The 16,992-nt window shown below is 62.1% G+C and carries 13 protein-coding genes and 1 tRNA gene; 7 read left to right on the top strand and 7 right to left on the bottom strand.

Features of this window, described 5'->3' with window-relative positions; all coding sequences use genetic code 11:
* Position 1: 1 nt before the first annotated feature.
* Genes F2P47_RS16355 through F2P47_RS16345 form a run of 3 tightly spaced genes read right to left on the bottom strand, consistent with a single transcriptional unit; the run spans position 2 to position 3,301 of the window.
* Positions 2 to 403 (bottom strand): DUF3775 domain-containing protein, encoded by a 402-nt coding sequence (locus tag F2P47_RS16355; RefSeq protein ID WP_152217457.1) that lies wholly within the window; start codon positions 401 to 403, stop codon positions 2 to 4.
* 14 nt (positions 404 to 417) lie between these two features.
* Positions 418 to 2,241, bottom strand: coding sequence for an ATP-dependent zinc metalloprotease FtsH (gene ftsH / locus F2P47_RS16350; protein ID WP_152217456.1), 1,824 nt, complete (start codon positions 2,239 to 2,241; stop codon positions 418 to 420).
* A 22-nt stretch (positions 2,242 to 2,263) separates the two neighbouring features.
* Positions 2,264 to 3,301, bottom strand: a complete 1,038-nt coding sequence (locus tag F2P47_RS16345; RefSeq protein WP_152217455.1) for a zinc-dependent alcohol dehydrogenase family protein — start codon at positions 3,299 to 3,301, stop codon at positions 2,264 to 2,266.
* A gap of 190 nt (positions 3,302 to 3,491) precedes the next feature.
* Between F2P47_RS16345 and F2P47_RS16340 the strand changes: the two genes are divergently transcribed.
* Both F2P47_RS16340 and F2P47_RS16335 read left to right on the top strand, forming a co-directional pair.
* Positions 3,492 to 4,910 carry a homospermidine synthase gene (locus F2P47_RS16340; protein ID WP_152217454.1) on the top strand — a complete coding sequence of 473 codons (1,419 nt, stop codon included), beginning with the start codon at positions 3,492 to 3,494 and terminating at the stop codon, positions 4,908 to 4,910.
* A gap of 212 nt (positions 4,911 to 5,122) precedes the next feature.
* Complete coding sequence (locus F2P47_RS16335) at positions 5,123 to 6,358, top strand: acetyl-CoA C-acetyltransferase (RefSeq protein ID WP_152217453.1); 1,236 nt, start codon at positions 5,123 to 5,125, stop codon at positions 6,356 to 6,358.
* A 48-nt stretch (positions 6,359 to 6,406) separates the two neighbouring features.
* Here F2P47_RS16335 and F2P47_RS16330 read toward each other — a convergent pair whose 3' ends face one another.
* The gene (locus F2P47_RS16330; protein WP_204886735.1) at positions 6,407 to 7,180 is read right to left on the bottom strand and encodes a TetR/AcrR family transcriptional regulator; all 774 of its coding nucleotides are present in this window, start codon (positions 7,178 to 7,180) and stop codon (positions 6,407 to 6,409) included.
* On the bottom strand, positions 7,177 to 7,833 hold the full coding sequence (locus F2P47_RS16325) for a class II aldolase/adducin family protein (RefSeq protein ID WP_152217452.1): 657 nt from the start codon (positions 7,831 to 7,833) through the stop codon (positions 7,177 to 7,179). Before F2P47_RS16325 ends, F2P47_RS16330 begins: the two co-directional genes overlap by 4 nt.
* A gap of 156 nt (positions 7,834 to 7,989) precedes the next feature.
* On the opposite strand from F2P47_RS16325, the gene F2P47_RS16320 reads away from it, so the two are divergent.
* Both F2P47_RS16320 and F2P47_RS16315 read left to right on the top strand, forming a co-directional pair.
* Positions 7,990 to 10,089, top strand: coding sequence for a DEAD/DEAH box helicase (locus F2P47_RS16320; protein WP_152217451.1), 2,100 nt, complete (start codon positions 7,990 to 7,992; stop codon positions 10,087 to 10,089).
* Positions 10,090 to 10,210: 121 nt separating this feature from the next.
* Positions 10,211 to 11,623 carry a phytanoyl-CoA dioxygenase family protein gene (locus F2P47_RS16315; RefSeq protein ID WP_152217450.1) on the top strand — a complete coding sequence of 471 codons (1,413 nt, stop codon included), beginning with the start codon at positions 10,211 to 10,213 and terminating at the stop codon, positions 11,621 to 11,623.
* 39 nt (positions 11,624 to 11,662) lie between these two features.
* Here F2P47_RS16315 and F2P47_RS16310 read toward each other — a convergent pair whose 3' ends face one another.
* Positions 11,663 to 11,950: a hypothetical protein gene (locus F2P47_RS16310; RefSeq protein ID WP_152217449.1), complete on the bottom strand. Its 288-nt coding sequence runs from the start codon at positions 11,948 to 11,950 to the stop codon at positions 11,663 to 11,665.
* Between the two features lie 215 nt (positions 11,951 to 12,165).
* On the opposite strand from F2P47_RS16310, the gene F2P47_RS16305 reads away from it, so the two are divergent.
* The gene (locus tag F2P47_RS16305; protein ID WP_152217448.1) at positions 12,166 to 13,257 is read left to right on the top strand and encodes an NADH:flavin oxidoreductase; all 1,092 of its coding nucleotides are present in this window, start codon (positions 12,166 to 12,168) and stop codon (positions 13,255 to 13,257) included.
* 25 nt (positions 13,258 to 13,282) lie between these two features.
* Here F2P47_RS16305 and F2P47_RS16300 read toward each other — a convergent pair whose 3' ends face one another.
* Positions 13,283 to 13,753, bottom strand: coding sequence for a CYTH domain-containing protein (locus tag F2P47_RS16300; protein WP_152217493.1), 471 nt, complete (start codon positions 13,751 to 13,753; stop codon positions 13,283 to 13,285).
* 389 nt (positions 13,754 to 14,142) lie between these two features.
* On the opposite strand from F2P47_RS16300, the gene F2P47_RS16295 reads away from it, so the two are divergent.
* Both F2P47_RS16295 and F2P47_RS16290 read left to right on the top strand, forming a co-directional pair.
* On the top strand, positions 14,143 to 16,500 hold the full coding sequence (locus F2P47_RS16295) for an efflux RND transporter permease subunit (protein WP_152217447.1): 2,358 nt from the start codon (positions 14,143 to 14,145) through the stop codon (positions 16,498 to 16,500).
* A 262-nt stretch (positions 16,501 to 16,762) separates the two neighbouring features.
* A tRNA-Gln gene (locus F2P47_RS16290) sits at positions 16,763 to 16,836 on the top strand.
* Positions 16,837 to 16,992: the final 156 nt, after the last annotated feature.

The raw sequence follows: 16,992 nt of genomic DNA, 5'->3' as shown, positions 1-16,992 counted from the left end.
CTCAAGCGTGCTCGTCGAAATCCGAGCAGCTTTCGCCGAAAGCGTCGAGGCCCGCTTCCAGATAGTCGGCGAGGAGTGGCAGGCCGGTCAGATATTCGGCGGTGCGGGCATTGTGCTCAAGCGAGGCGGTTTCCACCGCTTCGTCCCAGTCCGCGGCGTCGAACGTGCCCCGGCCGACCCAGGCGAGGGCGACCAGTTCGATCTGCTCGTCTTCATCAAGGCCGCGAATGAATTCCACCAGCTCCTGATAGGTAGGGTCGTCGGCGAAATCCTCGAGAATGTCGCGCATATCCTCGTCGGAAGCGTTAGAGCCGGAGCGGGGGTTCGTGACCTCTTCCTTGACGTCGAACATGCGCGCCCGGGAAATGACGTAGCAGACCTTGTCGGTGTTGATGTCGGGCATGATCCTGTTCCTGCTCAAGCCTGCGTCGGAGCCTCGCTCGGGGCGGGCTTCAATTGCGGAAAATCATCCGGCGTTATCGTCTCCTTCGCAAGGAGGAGCTTTGCGCCCGCTTCGAGATCGTCGTGACGGGTTTTCAGAATGTCGATGGCGCGAGCATAGGCATCGTCGATGAGCTTGCGGACGGCAAGGTCGATTTCGCGCGAGGTTGCTTCTGAATAGTCCTTGTCGCGAACGCTCAGCATATTGTCGCCAAGATAGGCGGAATGCTGCCCTTCGAGGACAGCCTGGCCGACTTCCGGCGCCATGCCAAAACGGGTCACGATCTGGCGGGCGACATCCGTCACCTTGGCGAGATCGTCCGCGGCGCCGGTAGAGATTTCCCCGAATGTGACCTGTTCGGCGGCGCGGCCCGCGAGCAGCACGACCATGCGAGACTTGAGTTCGCCGAGCGTGATGAGAAAGCGGTCTTCCGTCGGACGCTGAAGCGTGTAACCCAGTGCGCCGATGGAGCGGGGGATGATCGACACTTTGTGAACGGGATCCGTGCCGGGAATGGTGGCGGCAACCAGCGCATGCCCCATCTCGTGATAGGCGACGCGCTTGCGCTCTTCCGGCTTCAGCAGGCGGCTCTTGACCTCGGAACCAGCGACGATGCGCTCGACCGCGCCCGTGAAATCCGCCAGCGTCACGCTGTTGCCGCCGCGCCGCGTGGCGAGGATCGCCGCTTCGTTGACGAGGTTTGCGAGATCGGCGCCTGTGAAGCCGGGTGTGAGGCCGGCGATCGCGTCAGGGTCTGCGTCGGGGGCGGCGGTGATCTTCCGCATATGGACCTTGAGGATCGCCGCGCGACCGCTCCGCTCCGGCCTGTCGACGACGATCTGGCGATCGAAGCGCCCCGCGCGCATCAGCGCGGGATCGAGAATTTCGGGCCGGTTGGTCGCGGCCAGAAGCACGATGCCTGCGCGCGGGTCGAAGCCATCAAGTTCGGCGAGAAGCTGGTTGAGCGTCTGTTCCTTCTCGTCCTGTCCGCCGAGTCCGCCCATGGCGGAGCGGGCGCGGCCGAGAGCGTCGAGCTCGTCGATGAAGATGATGCAGGGCGCAGCCTTGCTCGCCTGCTCGAAGAGATCGCGGACGCGCGCCGCGCCGACGCCGACGAAAAGCTCGACGAATTCAGAGCCCGAGATCGAGAAGAAGGGGACGCCTGCTTCGCCGGCTACCGCGCGGGCGAGCAACGTCTTGCCGGTGCCGGGCGGGCCGACAAGGAGAATTCCTTTGGGTACATGGGCGCCGAGGCGGCCATATTTCTCCTTGTTCTTCAGGAAGGCGACGACCTCCTGAAGCTCCATCTTCGCCTCCTCGACGCCCGCGACATCGGCAAAGGTGACGCCTGTCTGCGTCTCGACATAGACCTTGGCCTTGGACTTTCCGACATTCATGAGCCCGCCCACGCCTTGCCGGTCGGCAAAGCCGCGGAAGAGGTAGAACCAGACGCCCAGGAACACGAGCGTCGGCAGAACCCAAGACATCAGCGTGGTCAGCCAGTTCTGATCCGACCCGCCGGTGAATTTCACGCCGGACTTGGCGAGTTGCTGGGCGAAGTCCGGCTCGACGCGGGTTGTGGTGAACAAGGTCTTGCCGTCACGCGGGCTTGCGAATTTGCCCTGGATCTGCGTCTCGGTGACGGTGACTTCGCTGATCGCCTTCTGATCGAGCAACTTCATGAACTCGCTGTAGTCGATCTGCGCCACCTGCCGCGAGCCGAGCCAGAGCTGGAAAGCGGTGATGAGCAGAAAGGCGACGATGAAGTAGCCGGCATTGAACTGGAATTTCTTGTCCATGACGGAACGCCGGGCCTTTTCTTCAAGCTTCGATGATGACTTTCAGCGCGTGCGTACTCGCCGCCTTGCCGAAGGTTTCATAGGCGTCGAGTATATTCGCAAGCTTGAAGCGATGCGTAATGAGCTTCGTCGGGTCGATCTTCTTCGACTGGACGGTCTTCAGCAACATCGGTGTCGTTACCGTGTCGACCAGCCGGGTCGTGATGGTGATGTTGTGCGACCAGAGGCGCTCCAGATGGAGGTCGACCTTGACACCGTGAACGCCCACATTGGCGATGGTGCCGCCGGGCGCGACTATGTCTTCGCAGAGAAGAAATGTCGCCGGAATGCCCACAGCCTCGATGGCGGTGTCCACGCCGCGCCCGCCCGTCAGAGCCATGACAGTGGCGGCGGCCTTTCCGTCGGCGCTGTTGATGGTCTGCGTCGCGCCAAAGGTTCTGGCGGCGGCGAGGCGATTGTCATCGAGATCGATCATGATGATCTGGGCGGGTGAGTAGAACTGGGCCGTCAGCAGGGCGGCAGTGCCGATGGGACCGGCGCCGACAATGGCGACTGTCGAGCCCGGTTCAACCTTGCCGTTCAGTACGCCGCATTCGAAGCCGGTGGGCAGAATGTCGCTCAGCATGACGAGCGCTTCCTCGTCCGCACCTTCGGGAATGTGATATAGACTCGTCTCCGCATGAGGGATTCGGACATATTCCGCCTGCGTACCATCGATGCTGTTGCCGAGAATCCAGCCGCCCGTCGTGCAATGGGAATACATGCCCTTGCGGCAGTACTCGCATTTGCCGCAGGCGGAGATGCAGGAAACGATGACATGGTCGCCAGGTTTGAAGGTCGAGACGCCAGCGCCCACCTTCTCGACCACGCCGACGCCTTCATGACCGAGAATGCGGCCGGGAGCGCAGGTCGGCACGTCGCCTTTCAGGATGTGAAGATCGGTGCCGCAGATGGTCGTGCGGGTGACGCGGACAATGGCGTCGGTCGCTGCCGAGATTTCCGGCATGGGGCGATCTTCGAGCGCCTTCTTGCCGGGGCCTTGATAGACGAGGGCTTTCATGGCGGTACTCCTTCGGCGGGGAACTGTTCGGACTATAGGCATGCCGACGACGGCCAGGCGCATTGACCTCGATCAAAAGGCCCCTGTGACGTCTGCGTTCTTTCATTGGGGACGCACGTTTTGTATAAGGCGAGTACTCCCCCCTCAGCTCACGAGGCCCCTCGCGCCATTTATGTCGGAAGTGTGAAAGATGCCTCTGGAATCCAAGCCCATCGAGTTTCGCGGCCGTATTGTCATGGTCGGCTTCGGTAGCATCGGACGGGGCGTCCTGCCGCTGATCCTGCGTCATATCGGCGTCACGCCCGACCGCATGGTCATCGTTACTGCCGAGGAGGAGGGGCGGCGCGAGGCGCAGCTGCAGGGCATTCGCTTCATCCTTCAGCCGCTGACGCGCGAAAATTATCATACGGTTCTGGAGCCGCTGATCGGCGAGGGCGATTTTCTGCTCAACCTCTCGGTCGATGTGTCGAGCCTTGCGCTCATCAAACTTTGCCACGAAAAAGGCGCGCTTTACCTCGACACCTGCAACGAGCCTTGGCCGGGCCGGTATACGGACGTCACGCTTACTCCTTCCATGCGTTCGAACTACGCGCTGCGCGAGGAGGCGCTGCAACTCAGGGAGAGGATGGGAGCCGGTCCGACAGCGGTGCTGACCCATGGCGCAAATCCGGGCCTTGTGTCGCATTTCGTCAAGCAGGCCTTGCTCAATCTGGCTGAGGACAAGGAAATCGAGGTGACGAAGCCCGCGAGCCGTGCGGAGTGGGGCGCGTTGGCCGAACGGCTCGGCGTGAAGGTCATCCATATCGCGGAGCGCGACACACAGGTGTCGCCGATTCCGAAGCGCGTGGGCGAATTCGTCAATACATGGTCCGTCGACGGATTTATCGGCGAGGGCTGCCAGCCGGCGGAGCTTGGTTGGGGCAGCCATGAGCGGCATTTCCCCGCGGATGGATTCCACCACGAGTTCGGCAACGACGTGGCGATCTATCTCGGGCGTCCCGGCGCCTCGACCCGGATGCGGAGCTGGACGCCGCTCGAAGGGCCATATCACGGCTTTCTCATCACGCATGGCGAGTCGATCTCGATTGCCGATTACCTGTCGCAGAAGGACGGCGACAAGGTGCGCTATCGGCCGACCGTTCACTACACCTATCACCCCTGCGATGCCGCCGTTCTCTCCGTTCATGAACTGGCAGGCAAGAACTGGAAGGAGCAGGCGGAGAAACGCATCATCGTCGACGAGATCACCAGCGGTATCGACGAGCTGGGCGTTCTGCTCATGGGACACGAACGCGGCGCTTACTGGTATGGATCGCAACTCTCCATCGGCGAGGCGCGGAGCCTCGCGCCCTACAACAATGCGACCGGGTTGCAGGTGACCGCTGCCGTTCTCGGCGGTGTCGTCTGGGCGATCGAGAATCCGGGCCGTGGCATGGTTGAGCCGGAGGAAATGGACTTCGAGCGCGTGCTCGAAATGGCCGAGCCCTATCTGGGCAATGTCGTCGGCGTCTATAGCGACTGGACGCCGCTGGTCGATCGCGGACAACTCTTTGCCGAAGATCTCGACACACAGGACCCTTGGCAGTTCAAGAATTTCCGCGTCGTCTGAGCGAGCGTCGCCACCGTCGATTCAGACGGCCTTCCAGCCAGAATGTACGGATTTGCGCACGCGCGGCATGGCGGCCCGCCGAGCCGTCCGCGGGCGACGTCGCGTGACGCTGCGTCAAATCAGGTGCCTTTTGCCTGGCTGGGGTGCTCGATTGACGCCGTGCGCATGGGGGCGGAAACTCCCGGCAAATCCGAACACAAAGGGAGATCCCAGTGAAAGAAGCATGGATTATTGACGCGGCGCGCACGTCGCGCGGCGTCGGCAAGGTCGGTAAGGGCGCTCTTACCGAAGTTCACCCGCAGCGTATCCTCTCGACGGTGCTGAAGGCTCTGGGCGAGCGCAACAACCTCGACAGCGACGACATCGACGATGTGATCGCCGGTTGCGGCACACAGTCGGGCAAGCAGGGCTCCTGCATCGCGCGCATGGCGGCACTCGACGCGGGCTGGAAGAACACGGCGCCGGGCTTCTCGCTCGACCGTTTCTGCGGCTCGGGCCTCACCGCCGTCAACCTCGCCGCCATGGGCATCATGTCGGGCATGCAAGATCTCGTCGTCGCCGGTGGCGTCGAGTCCATGTCCTATGGTTCGACCCTGCCGCGCACGGGCGGCGCGACGCTGGACAGCCATAATCTTCATCTGCGCGAAATTCATCCGCAGCCGCATCAGGGCGTCTGCGCCGATCTGATCGCGACGCTTGAAGGCATCACGCGCGAGGATACGGACAAGCTCGCCTATGAGAGCCAGCAGCGCGCCGACCATGCGATCCGCAACGGCCATTTCGCGAAGAGCCTCATTCCCGTCTATCACGATGATGGCCGCCTCGCGCTCGACAAGGAAGAGTTCCCCCGTCCGGGCACAACGCTGGAAAGCCTCGCCACGCTGAAGCCCGCCTTCGCCGCGATGTATGACTTCCCGCTCGACGAGGAAGGCCTGACCTACAGGAAGCTCGTCGAGAAGAACTATCCTGGCGTCAAGATCGAGCACATTCACCATGCCGGCAACTCGTCGGGCGTCGTTGACGGCGCTGGCGCCGTCGTCGTCTGCTCGCCGGAATATGCCAAGGCGCATGGCCTCAAGCCGCGCGCCCGCATTCTCTCGGTCGCGACCGCCGGCGACAGCCCGGAACTGATGCTCAATGCGCCGGTGCCCGCGACGAAGAAGGCGCTTCAGATCGCAGGCATGACGATGAAGGACATCGACCTCGTCGAGATCAATGAGGCTTTCGCGGTCGTGCCGCTGAAGTTCATGCGCGATCTCAACGTCGATCCCTCGATCGTCAACGTCAATGGCGGCGCGATGGCGCTCGGCCATCCGATCGGTGCGACCGGTGCGATCATCGTCGGCATGCTGCTCGACGAGCTCGAGCGCCGCGACCTCAATGTCGGTCTCGCCACGCTTTGCGCGGCGGGCGGCATGGCGCCTGCGACGATCATCGAACGTATGTAATTCGTTCGGGAAGACGAAGCCCGCGAGGTTCCGGCCTCGCGGGCTTTTTTATGTGCGGAAGCGCTCGAAATAGAGCGCGAACATCCAGGCGAGTTCGTCGATGAGTTCTTCCGCATGCTCGGGCTCGTCCACCGCCATTTCGCCCGCCGCATAGCCGACCTCGGTGGCAAGCCGCGCCGCGACGAGCAGTTTGTGCGGCGAGGCTTTGGGGAATATGCGGGCCAGCGCCTCGCTCATGCGGGCGGCGACCAGTTCGCGCGAAGCGATGCGAACCTCGTGCAGCGTGGGCACGGCGCGAAGCGCGCGCATGATCCATCTGCCGCCCGGCTCCTTCATTGTGATTGCATTCACGCGATCCTGGACGACGAGAATGCTCTGCCGGATTTCCTCGACGTCGCCTGCCCGAAGCCCGCCATTTTCCATCCAGTCGAAAACTTCTTCATCCTGCCGCTGCATCAGCCGTGCGCCGAGTTCGCGAAGAAGCGCATATTTGTTGGGAAAGTAGCGGTAGAGGGCAGGCGGCGAGAGCTTGGCGCGCTTGCAGACCAGATTGGTGGAAAGCTGCTCTATGCCGACTTCCTCAAGCAGTGCACCGGCTGCGGCGAGAATGGCTTCATAAGTTTGACGCGAGCGCTTCTGAAGCGGCTGCGTCTTCACGTCCATATCGACGGGCTGTGCCTTGATGCGTCGCGGCACACGCCCGGGCTTGGTTGGCTTTACGGATGTCGCCTTCGTCTTGTTCTTGCCGCTGCCTGTCACGATAGCTCGCCAGGGATCATTACTGATGGTGTCGAGCTTGTCGCGGGACGAGCGGGCGGTCAACGCTTCTGACCATAATCCTCGAAGCGGCGAAAGATGTCGTTCATTTGATTTTCATCGAGGACATGGGGCGAGCCGAGGAGCTGGGCGCCATAATAGACTGCGGCCTGTTCCTCGACTTCCTCGGCTATGGCGAAAGCGTGATCGAGGCTGCGTCCCAGCGCAATCTGGCCATGATTGGCCAGGAGGCAGGCGAGGTGACCGTCGACGGTGGCGACGACCGCATCGGCAAGCTCGGGGGTGCCGAAGATCTGATAGGGGGCGACCGGGACCTCCGCGCCGCCGGTGACGCTCACCATGTAATGGACCGGCTCGATGGGCCTGTGGCAGCAGGCGAGGATGGTCGCGTAGCGTGAGTGGCAATGCACCACGGCGTCGATGTCGCGACGCTGCCGGAGTATACGCCAATGCATCGCCCATTCGCTGGAGGGCCGCGGGGCACCGGGCTCGGTCGTTCCGTCAGCGGCGACACGGACGATGCTCTGCTCGTCCATGAGATCTGGCGCAAGACCGCTCGGCGTGATGAGCATGTCCTCGCCGAGGCGAACTGAAGCATTGCCGGAGGCGCCCTTGTTAAGCCCGCTCGCCGCCATCTTCCGCATGATGCGCACGAGGTCGGCGCGGAGTTCGCTTTCCTCGGCTGTGGGCGCCGTCATGGCCTCATCCTCCCGCTTCGTCCCGAACCGGACCCGTTTGCCGGTTCGGTTAGCATATTCGCCTTTTGCGTGCTATGACCCGCCTTTCCCAGATGAACAGGCCCGGACGCGCGCGGCAAGGCCGTCCGCCGGACTCAGCAGGATTTGGTTTCAGCTTTGGCTTTTTTACCGACAAACCCGCCGCTCGCGAGAGCGCTGGCGGAACGCGATTACAATGACCCCACGCCCGTGCAGAATGCCGTGCTTGAGCCGGAAGCGGTCGGGCGCGACCTTCTCGTCTCGGCGCAGACGGGCTCCGGCAAGACCGTTGCCTATGGCCTCGCGATGGGCGAGACGCTGCTTGGCGAGGCGGAGTTTCTGGGCGAGGCAGGTGATCCGCTCGCCCTCATCATCGCGCCGACCCGCGAGCTTGCCTTGCAGGTTCAGCGCGAACTTGCGTGGCTCTATGCCTATACGAAGGCGCGCGTTGTTTCCTGCGTCGGTGGCATGGATCCGCGCGCCGAGGCGCGTCAGCTTGCGCAGGGGGCTCACATCGTCGTCGGCACACCGGGGCGTCTGCGCGATCATCTGGAACGCGGCCGTCTGAAGATCGCAGGGCTGAAGGCTGTGGTTCTCGACGAAGCCGACGAGATGCTCGACCTTGGCTTCCGCGAAGATCTCGAATTTATTCTGGAAGCAACGCCGAAGGAGCGCCGTACGCTGCTCTTCTCCGCGACGCTACCGAAGGAAATCGTAACGCTTGCGAAGACCTACCAGCGCGATGCGCTGCGTATTCAGGCGGCGGGCGGCGAGCGCGGCCACGCGGACATTACCTATCGCGCGATCCGCATCGCGGCAAACGAGATTGGCCACACGGTCGTCAACGTGCTTCGTTATGCCGAAGCGCCGACAGCGATTGTCTTCTGCAACACGCGCGAAGCCGTGCGGCATTTGCAGGCGATCCTTTCGGAGCGCGGCTTTTCGGTTGTCTCGCTTTCAGGCGAGTTGAGCCAGGGCGAACGCAATCATGCGCTGCAAGCCTTGCGTGATGGGCGCGCCCGGGTTTGCGTGGCAACCGACGTCGCGGCGCGCGGCATCGACCTTCCGAACCTCGGTCTCGTCATTCATGCCGATCTGCCGCATGACGCGGAAGTGCTTCAGCACCGCAGCGGCCGCACGGGCCGCGCCGGCCGCAAGGGCGTCAGCGTTTTGCTCGTTCCGCAGTCTCGCCGCCGCAAAGCCGAGCAATTGCTCAACAATGCGCGCATCCGCCCTGAATGGGTCGCGCCGCCTTCCGTCGACGACATCAAGACGCTCGATCAGGAACGCCTCCTCGAAAGCGACATCTTCACCTATGCTGCGGACGAGGACGATCTGACCATGGCGAAGGCGCTGCTTGCGGCGCGTTCGGCGGAAGAGATCGCCGTCGCTCTGGCGCGTATCTATCGTTCGCAGCTTCCCGCGCCGGAAGAAGTGCTCGATGCCGGTCCGCTGCGCGAGACGGGCGAGGAGCGCGGGCCGAAGTCGCGCCGCGACCGCGAGCGTGGCAATGAACGCGAGCCCCGCGCAGCCGCCCCGCGCCGGAAGACGGGCGTTTCGGGCCTCTCGAACGGTGTCTGGTTCCGGCTCAATGTCGGCCGCCAGAAGAATGCCGATCCGCGCTGGCTTCTGCCGATGATCTGCCGCCAGGGCGGCGTCACGCGCCGCGAGATTGGCAGCATCGACATTTTCGACCAGGAGACACGCTTCGAAGTTGACGGCAGCGTTGCCGATCAGTTCGAGGCATCAATCCGTAACGTGCCGAAAGGCGAAGCGCGCATCGAGCGTGTACGCGGCGACGCGCCTGCGCCGGAGAGTACGCCTCATTCCGAACCAGCCGAGCGTCCGCGCCGCGAGCCGCGTGAAACCCGCGAGCCCCGTGCCAAGTGGGAGCCCCGGGAACAGGAAGCGCGGCCGGAACGTCGCAAGCCGGAACGTGAATACGCGGACGTCGCGCCGGAGCGTCCGCGCCATGAGCCCAAGGAATGGACGCCGAAACCGGACCATGCAGGCAAGCCCAAGCCCAAGAGCAAGCATCCCGTGCAAAAGGCGCATGACGGAAAGCCTGGCGGCAAAGCCGGTGGCCCCAAGGCTGGTGGTAAAGGCAAGCCTGCCTGGGCGGGCAAGAAGCCCGGCAAGCCCGGCGGAAAGCCTAATGGCAAACCGGGTGGCAAGCCGGCTGGAAAAGCCGGCGGCGGTTTCGACAAGCCCAAGCGCAAGGGCCCGAAGAACGCCTAGTTCGGGGATCTGCGCTCTGCGGAGGGCATTCGGCATTTCGCAATGAAAGTTTCACATTGCCCGGCGAGCCAGCCGGGCGATGATGCCTCATATGTCGGTTCAGCGCGTGAGGCGAAACAGAATGTCCGTAGACCAATCGACAGCCTTGTCCCGGCTGCAATCCGAAATCGAAGCCATTTATGCGGAGCGCGCCAATCTCCGCTACGGGCTCGAAGATATCAGCCAGCTTCAACACGCATTGCAGAGCGCGGCGCTGGCCGAGGCGCGGGGAGAGGCACCCGCGCTGGTGCTTGCCGCGCTTCTCCACGATGTTGGCCACATGATCCACAAGCTGGGCGAGAATCCGGCAGAGCAGGGCATCGACGACCGGCATGAAATCCTCGGCGCGAAGTGGCTGGCGAAGCGGCTGCCCCAATCTGTTTCCGAACCCGTGCGCCTCCATGTTGAAGCGAAACGTTATCTCTGCGCCGTCGATCCGGATTATTTCGGTAAGCTTGCGCCCGACTCGGTGCTGAGCCTGAAGTTGCAGGGTGGGCCGATGAGCGAGGACGAGGTGGCAGCCTTTCGTGGCCTGGCATTCGCGGAGGAGGCATTGTGCCTGCGCCGGATCGACGAGGAGGCCAAAGACCCTCTTGCCGTCACGCCGCCTGTCTCGCATTTCCTGCGTCATCTGCCGGTCGCACAGATTGGTGCCGCCGAGCGAGACGCCTTTCGGCGCGACGGTGTTCTCGTGCTGCGGAATTTCTTCGAGGCGGATGAGGCGGCGGCCTTCGATCAGTTGTCGCACAGCATGGGTGCGGAGGCGACGGCGTTGCTGCGTAAGGCGCAAGAGAGCGGATGGAGCCCGGCAGATTTCGCGCGGGAGACGCCTGATGGGCTCATCGTGGTGCCGGAGGTGGCAGACCCGACGCAGCTTTGCCGTTTCGAATATCTCATCGGGCATAGTCATGAGCTGCGCGCCCTTGTGGCGGCGCGGATCGCACCCATGATCGAGGCCTTGGCGGGAGAACCTTTCCTGCCCTTCAAGGACAAGGAAAACGAGAAGCACCCCGGTGGCGGTGCTTTCGGTCCGCATCAGGACTTTGCCGCCTATCAGGCTTTCGGTCCGCGCTATAACGTCACGGCGATGATCTCGGTCGATGCGGCGACGCGCGAAAACGGCTGCCTCGAATTCGCGGAGAACTGGGCGGCCTTTGCGCCGCGCCGGTCAGACGCCGTGGAGGCGATCGTAGAGGGGCGTTCGCTTCTGTGCTTCCACAAGGGCGGTGCGCACAATGGCGACATTCTGGAGGAGATCGCGGACCGGCTTGAATGGCGCTCCGTCGAGACTTCGAGCCGCGATCTGGTGATCTTCGATTCCTTCGCGCCGCATCGTTCGGGGGCGAATGGCAGCGCCGCGTCGCGCCGCGCCATGTTTCTGACCTTCAACGCCGCTCGCGAGGGCGAGTGGTATGCGCGCTATTATGCCGAGAAGCGGGCACATTTCGACGATCCGAAATTCCACGTCTCGACGCCGACGGCGCATGCGGGATGAGGAGCAGCGGCACGATTGGTTCGCGCCGCTGCATCTCGATTACTTAGACGCGGCGCCGTTCGTGTTGATGGCGATCTGTGTGCAGGGCTTGCCGTCGGTTTCCTTCTTGATCGCGTTGGCGGCTTCTTCCGCAGTGGTCGCGGTCTTCGTGACCGTGATCGTCGTCGGTACCTCGACCTCGAGTCCGCCCGCGGCTTCCTCGATGCTGGTCGATTTCACATAGGTGCAGGAGAGTGTCACGGCCTGGGTCGCGATGACGGTTTCCGTGGAGGCGCACCCCGCGAGAAGGAGGGGGATCGCGGCGGTGAGGAGAAGGCGGGGGGACAAGTTGAAAACTCCGGTGCTTGCTGGAATGGAGGGATGCGGGAGGCTGCGACGCGGCCGCGCATTAGATGCCCGCTCGTTCACACGGCATCAACGGCGGTTTCCGTCGGTCTTTCCTCGCCATAATGTTGCTGGGATGTCCAGGGGCGGTGCCAGAGCTGCGTTCGTCGTGGTAAGTGTTCGGCATTGGAATTGAACTGCCTCAAGGAACGCCGACGATGACCGACCTCTTCGAGCCCCTTTCCTTTGCCCATGGCGCGCCGATGAAGAACCGCTTCATGCTGGCGCCGCTCACCAATTGCCAGAGCCACGCTGACGGCACGCTGTCGGATGATGAGTTCAACTGGCTGACCTACAGGGCGACAGGCGGCTTCGGCCTCGTCATGACCTGCGCGGCCCATGTGCAGAAGTCGGGGCAGGCATTTCCCGGCCAGCTTGGCGCCTTTTCCGACGATCTTCTGCCTGGGCTTTCGCGCCTTGCCGCAAGGATCAAGACCGAAGGCTCGCTCTCTGCGGTGCAGCTTCACCATGGCGGCATTCGCTGCCCGGCTGATCTGATCGGCGAGGCGCCGCGTGGCCCCTCCGAAGATGCGGAGACTGGCGCCCGCGCGCTTACCACGGGCGAGGTCGAAGAGCTGATCGAGGATTTCATTGTAGCCGCCGTCCGATGCGAGAAGGCGGGCTTTGACGGTGTCGAGATTCACGGCGCACATGGCTACATTCTCTGCGCCTTCCTCAGCCCGGAACTCAATCGTCGGACAGATCGCTTCGGTGGTTCGCTGGAAAACCGTGCGCGGATCGTTCATGAGATCGTGAGAGGCATCCGCGCCCGCACCGGCGCGAATTTCCAGCTTGGCCTGCGCCTCTCGCCGGAGCGCTTTGGCCTTCGCATGGCCGAGCAGGTGGAGGTCGCGCGCCAGTTCCTCGCCTCGGGTGAACTCGACTATCTCGACATGTCGCTCTGGGACGTATTCAAGGCGCCGGTTGATGCGGAGTACGCTCACAAGCCGCTGATCGACTGGTTCGTCGATCTGCCGCGCGGAGAGACGCGGCTCGGCGTCGCGGGCAAGCTGACGAGTGGCGTGGATTGCCGGCGCGTTCTCGAACATGGCGCGGACTTCGCGCTGATCGGGCGTGGCGCCGTTCTTCATCACGATTTTCCCAAGAGGGTCGCCGCCGATGCCGATTTCCGCTCCATCGCGCTGCCGGTGACGCGGGCGCATCTCCGCGATGAGCGACTGAGCCCGGTCTTTATCGACTACATGAATAACTGGAAGGGTTTCGTGGCGACCGAGGAGGCTGCGGTCTGACGGCGGCCTCATTCTGACGGCGCGTTTACGCAGACCGGGCGAGCCGCGTCTTCAGCATGTTGATTTTCTTGTACTCGAGTTCGCCCGTCACCTCGCGGCCAATCCAGGGTGGAAGGGGCACGTCCATGTCGGCGCGCGAGAGCTCCACTTCGGCGAGGATGATGCCAGCGAGAATCTCCTCATAGACATCGACTTCCCAGGTGAAGCCGCGGTGAGGAACGTAGTAGCGCGTCTTGACGAGCTTCGTGATGCCGCAATGGAGCGCGAGGAGCTGCTCCCCCTCATCCATAGGTATTTCATACTCATATTCCGCTCGCGTGAATCCCACCTGTTTCGTCTTCACGGCGAGCGTGGCGTGGTCTTCATAGAGCCGCACGCGCACCTTGAGCCCATCGGTCGCCGCAATGAGCCCGTCCCTCAGTCTTTCGCACCGCGTGTAGAGCTTCCGCCAACTGTCGTCGGCAACAAGGAACTTTCGTTCGATCTCAATGAGCATCAAGGGGCTCTCGTTCACGGATCAGGTATCGGGGAGGATATTACAGCATTCGGATCATGCGACATCCATCGTTTCACCATGAAATGGCGGGACGTGCAGTCGCCCACTGGTTATTGCCAATCGCCGCTGTGCGCTGTCCGAATCCATGGTAGAAATTTTGGGTGAGATGTGTCTTCTGGACGCAGGGCGGGTTTGTTGCTCTGCATAGACAGAAGTGGGGTGCTTTGAGGGAGGTGCTCCGTATTTCTTTCGCCGCAGCGGGTCGATTCCGGGTGGCCAGTCTCCAGTGAATACTGTCTTTATACAGAATATGTAATTCATGCGTGTGTCTGGACACATAACGTGACCGTTCCCGCATGTACGGGCGCGGCGCGGAAGCGGGGGGCTTCATGATAAGGCGTCTTGAGGATTTTATATTCGGTGCGCGCCGTCTGATACTCATTCTGCTCGCTGTAATAACGGTTTTCGCGCTCTACTTCGCAGCCCATCTGCGGCTGTCGACCGGCTTCGACAAGGCCCTGCCGATGGGCCACGAATATATCGACACTTTCCAGAAATACCGCGATCAGCTCTTCGGGTCGAACAGCCTGATCGTCGTGCTGGAGCCCAGAACAGGCACGATCTGGAACAGGGATTTCTTCAAGACCTACAAGAACCTCACCGACGATATTTTCTATCTGCCCGGCGTTGCGCGCGAGTCTGTGACCTCTCTCTGGACGCCGAATGTCCATTACATCGAGATCACGGAAGACGGTGCAACGGCGCAGGACGTCATTCCGAATGGCGTTCAGCCGGATGCCATGACGCCTGAAGATATCGACGCCATAAAGATCAAGGCGATCGGTGGCGGCTTCGTCGGGCGCGTTGTCGCAAATGATTTTACCGGCGCCATGGTCTGGGCCGATATGCAGGATTTCGATCCTTCTACGGGAAAGAAGGTGGACCTATTCGATGTCGCGGACAAACTCGAAAAGCAGATCAGGCACAAATACGAGAACGACAAATATTCGGTCCGCATCATTGGCTTCGCCAAGGCGATAGGCGATGTGGCGGACGGCGCGAGAAGTGTCTTTATCTTCTTCGCTATCGCATTCCTGCTCACCGCGCTTTCGCTCTACCTCTATTCACGATCATGGATGCTCACGGGCGCGACGCTGCTCGCCTCGCTCACCTCGGTTGTTTGGCAGTTCGCCGCCCTTGACCTGTTGGGCTACGGGCTCGATCCTCTCGCCATTCTCGTTCCCTTTCTCGTCTTCGCCATCGGCGTGAGCCATGGTGTGCAACAGATCAACCGCGTCACCGCCGCGATCAGCGCGGGCGCATCGAGCGAACACGCTGCGCGGGCAAGCTTTGTCGCGCTGTTGGGGCCGGGCTCCATGGCGCTCACGACGACCTTCATAGGTTTCGCCACGCTCTATCTCATCCCCATTGAGATGATCCGGGAACTCGCCATCGCGGCGGCGATCGGCGTCGCCTTCAAGATGGTGACGAACCTCGTCATGTTGCCGTTGCTGGTCACCTATATGCGCTTCGACGAAGGCTTTGCGCATCGGGCCGCAGCGGCGCGCAGGGTCCGTCTGGATGTCATGCACAAATTGGGTGATTTCGTATCGAGCCCGCGCAATTCGGTCATCATACTCTGCATCGCGGCGGTGCTCTTCACGCTCTCCATCTATGCAAGCCGCAATCGCCACGTCGGCGCGCTATACGCAGGCGTACCGGAGCTTCGGGAAGATTCGCGCTACAACATCGACTCACGCGACATCGCCTCGAAATTTTCGCTCGGACTCAACATCCTGACCGTGGCCGTGGAAACGCCGGCGGATGCCTGCGTCGATTACGATACGCTCAATTTTCTCAACAAGTTTTCCTGGTACATGCAGAACGTCCCGGGTGTGAACCTCGTCGTCTCGCTGCCTTATTCGATCAGCGCGATCAATGTTCCCTTCAATGAGGGGAATCTCAGGTGGCACACAATTCCCAAGGTGCGTGAAGCGCTGGCTCAGGAGGAGGCGGTGCTGCCCGGTAGCGCGGCGGTCATGAACAAGGACTGCACGCTTCTGCCGCATCTGATCTTCCTCAAGGACGCCAGGGCGACGACCATCGCAACGGCGGTGGCGGCGGTGAAGACTTATCGCAGCGAGCACAGGATGAAGGGCGTCAACCTGCGCCTTGCCGCCGGAAACATGGGCGTTCAGGCGGCCGTAAACGAGGAGGTTTCGCGGTCGGAACTGCCGATGATGCTCTGGGTCTACGCGGTCGTCATCGCGCTGGTCGCCATCGTCTATCGCGATCTGCGCGCGATCATCGCCTGCTGCCTGCCGCTGACCTTCGCGACCTTTCTCGGTTACTGGTTCATGGACATGCTGCAGATCGGTCTGACAGTGGCCACGCTTTCGGTCATGGTGCTGGCGGTCGGCATCGGCGTCGACTACGCCTTCTACATCTACAATCGCATCCAGTATCACTTCACCTCAGAGCGCGACGCGACGGAGAGCGTCAAGCACGCCATGCTCGAAACAGGCATGGCGACGTTCTTCACGGCCGTGACGCTTGCGATCGGCGTCTCCACATGGGCCTTCTCGCCGCTCAAGTTCCAGGCCGATATGGGCCTGCTCCTCACCTTCATGTTTCTGATCAACATGGTCGTGGCGGTCACGGTGCTTCCCGCCATCGTGGTGGTGCTCGACCTCCTGCTTCCGAGGACCTGGTCCGAGAAGCGGCACAAGGGCGTCATGGCGCATTAGTGGAAAAGGAATGAGGGCGGAGTCCGGCGATGGGCTCCGCCCTTTGAGTCCGGCTGAGGGTGGCCTTTGCCGGGCTCCCGCGAGGCATTCCGAAAATCGGACTGGTCCCGAACACAAGTGCTTGAATCTGGCCGGGCATTCGATTAGACAAGCCACGCAAACGCGACGGGCGGCGCGGGCAAATATCCCGGCCTCCACATCGGCAAAAACAAGCAAAGCGCTATGCCCATTGCTGAAATTGCCGACAAGTCATTGATCCTGTTGGGGGATCGTCTAACGGTAGGACAGCGGACTCTGACTCCGCCAGTCTAGGTTCGAATCCTAGTCCCCCAGCCAAATTCATTTATATAAGCTAAATCAATAACTTAACTCACGTAGCAAAGTGAGTTTAGTACAGGGTTTTAGTACAGCTCATTGCTCGATGCGTCTGCTCTTCGCGAGCTTCTGGCAAAAAAATGGTAGGGCCCGCCGCCAAGCGAGAGGCTGTCGCTC

It is taken from the genome of Parvibaculum sedimenti (assembly GCF_009184905.1).
Classification (GTDB): domain Bacteria; phylum Pseudomonadota; class Alphaproteobacteria; order Parvibaculales; family Parvibaculaceae; genus Parvibaculum; species Parvibaculum sedimenti.
The sequence above is the reverse complement of the archived record's forward strand: the minus strand, read 5'-3'. Positions and strand labels throughout refer to the sequence as shown.

Coding starts and splice junctions, on each gene's coding strand:
- F2P47_RS16345 (WP_152217455.1), bottom strand. CDS start 3,301: ATGAAAGCCCTCGTCTATCAAGGCCCCGGCAAGAAGGCGCTCGAAGAT.
- F2P47_RS16315 (WP_152217450.1), top strand. CDS start 10,211: ATGTCCGTAGACCAATCGACAGCCTTGTCCCGGCTGCAATCCGAAATC.
- F2P47_RS16300 (WP_152217493.1), bottom strand. CDS start 13,753: ATGCTCATTGAGATCGAACGAAAGTTCCTTGTTGCCGACGACAGTTGG.
- F2P47_RS16325 (WP_152217452.1), bottom strand. CDS start 7,833: ATGACGGCGCCCACAGCCGAGGAAAGCGAACTCCGCGCCGACCTCGTG.
- F2P47_RS16295 (WP_152217447.1), top strand. CDS start 14,143: ATGATAAGGCGTCTTGAGGATTTTATATTCGGTGCGCGCCGTCTGATA.
- F2P47_RS16305 (WP_152217448.1), top strand. CDS start 12,166: ATGACCGACCTCTTCGAGCCCCTTTCCTTTGCCCATGGCGCGCCGATG.
- F2P47_RS16355 (WP_152217457.1), bottom strand. CDS start 403: ATGCCCGACATCAACACCGACAAGGTCTGCTACGTCATTTCCCGGGCG.
- F2P47_RS16340 (WP_152217454.1), top strand. CDS start 3,492: ATGCCTCTGGAATCCAAGCCCATCGAGTTTCGCGGCCGTATTGTCATG.
- ftsH (WP_152217456.1), bottom strand. CDS start 2,241: ATGGACAAGAAATTCCAGTTCAATGCCGGCTACTTCATCGTCGCCTTT.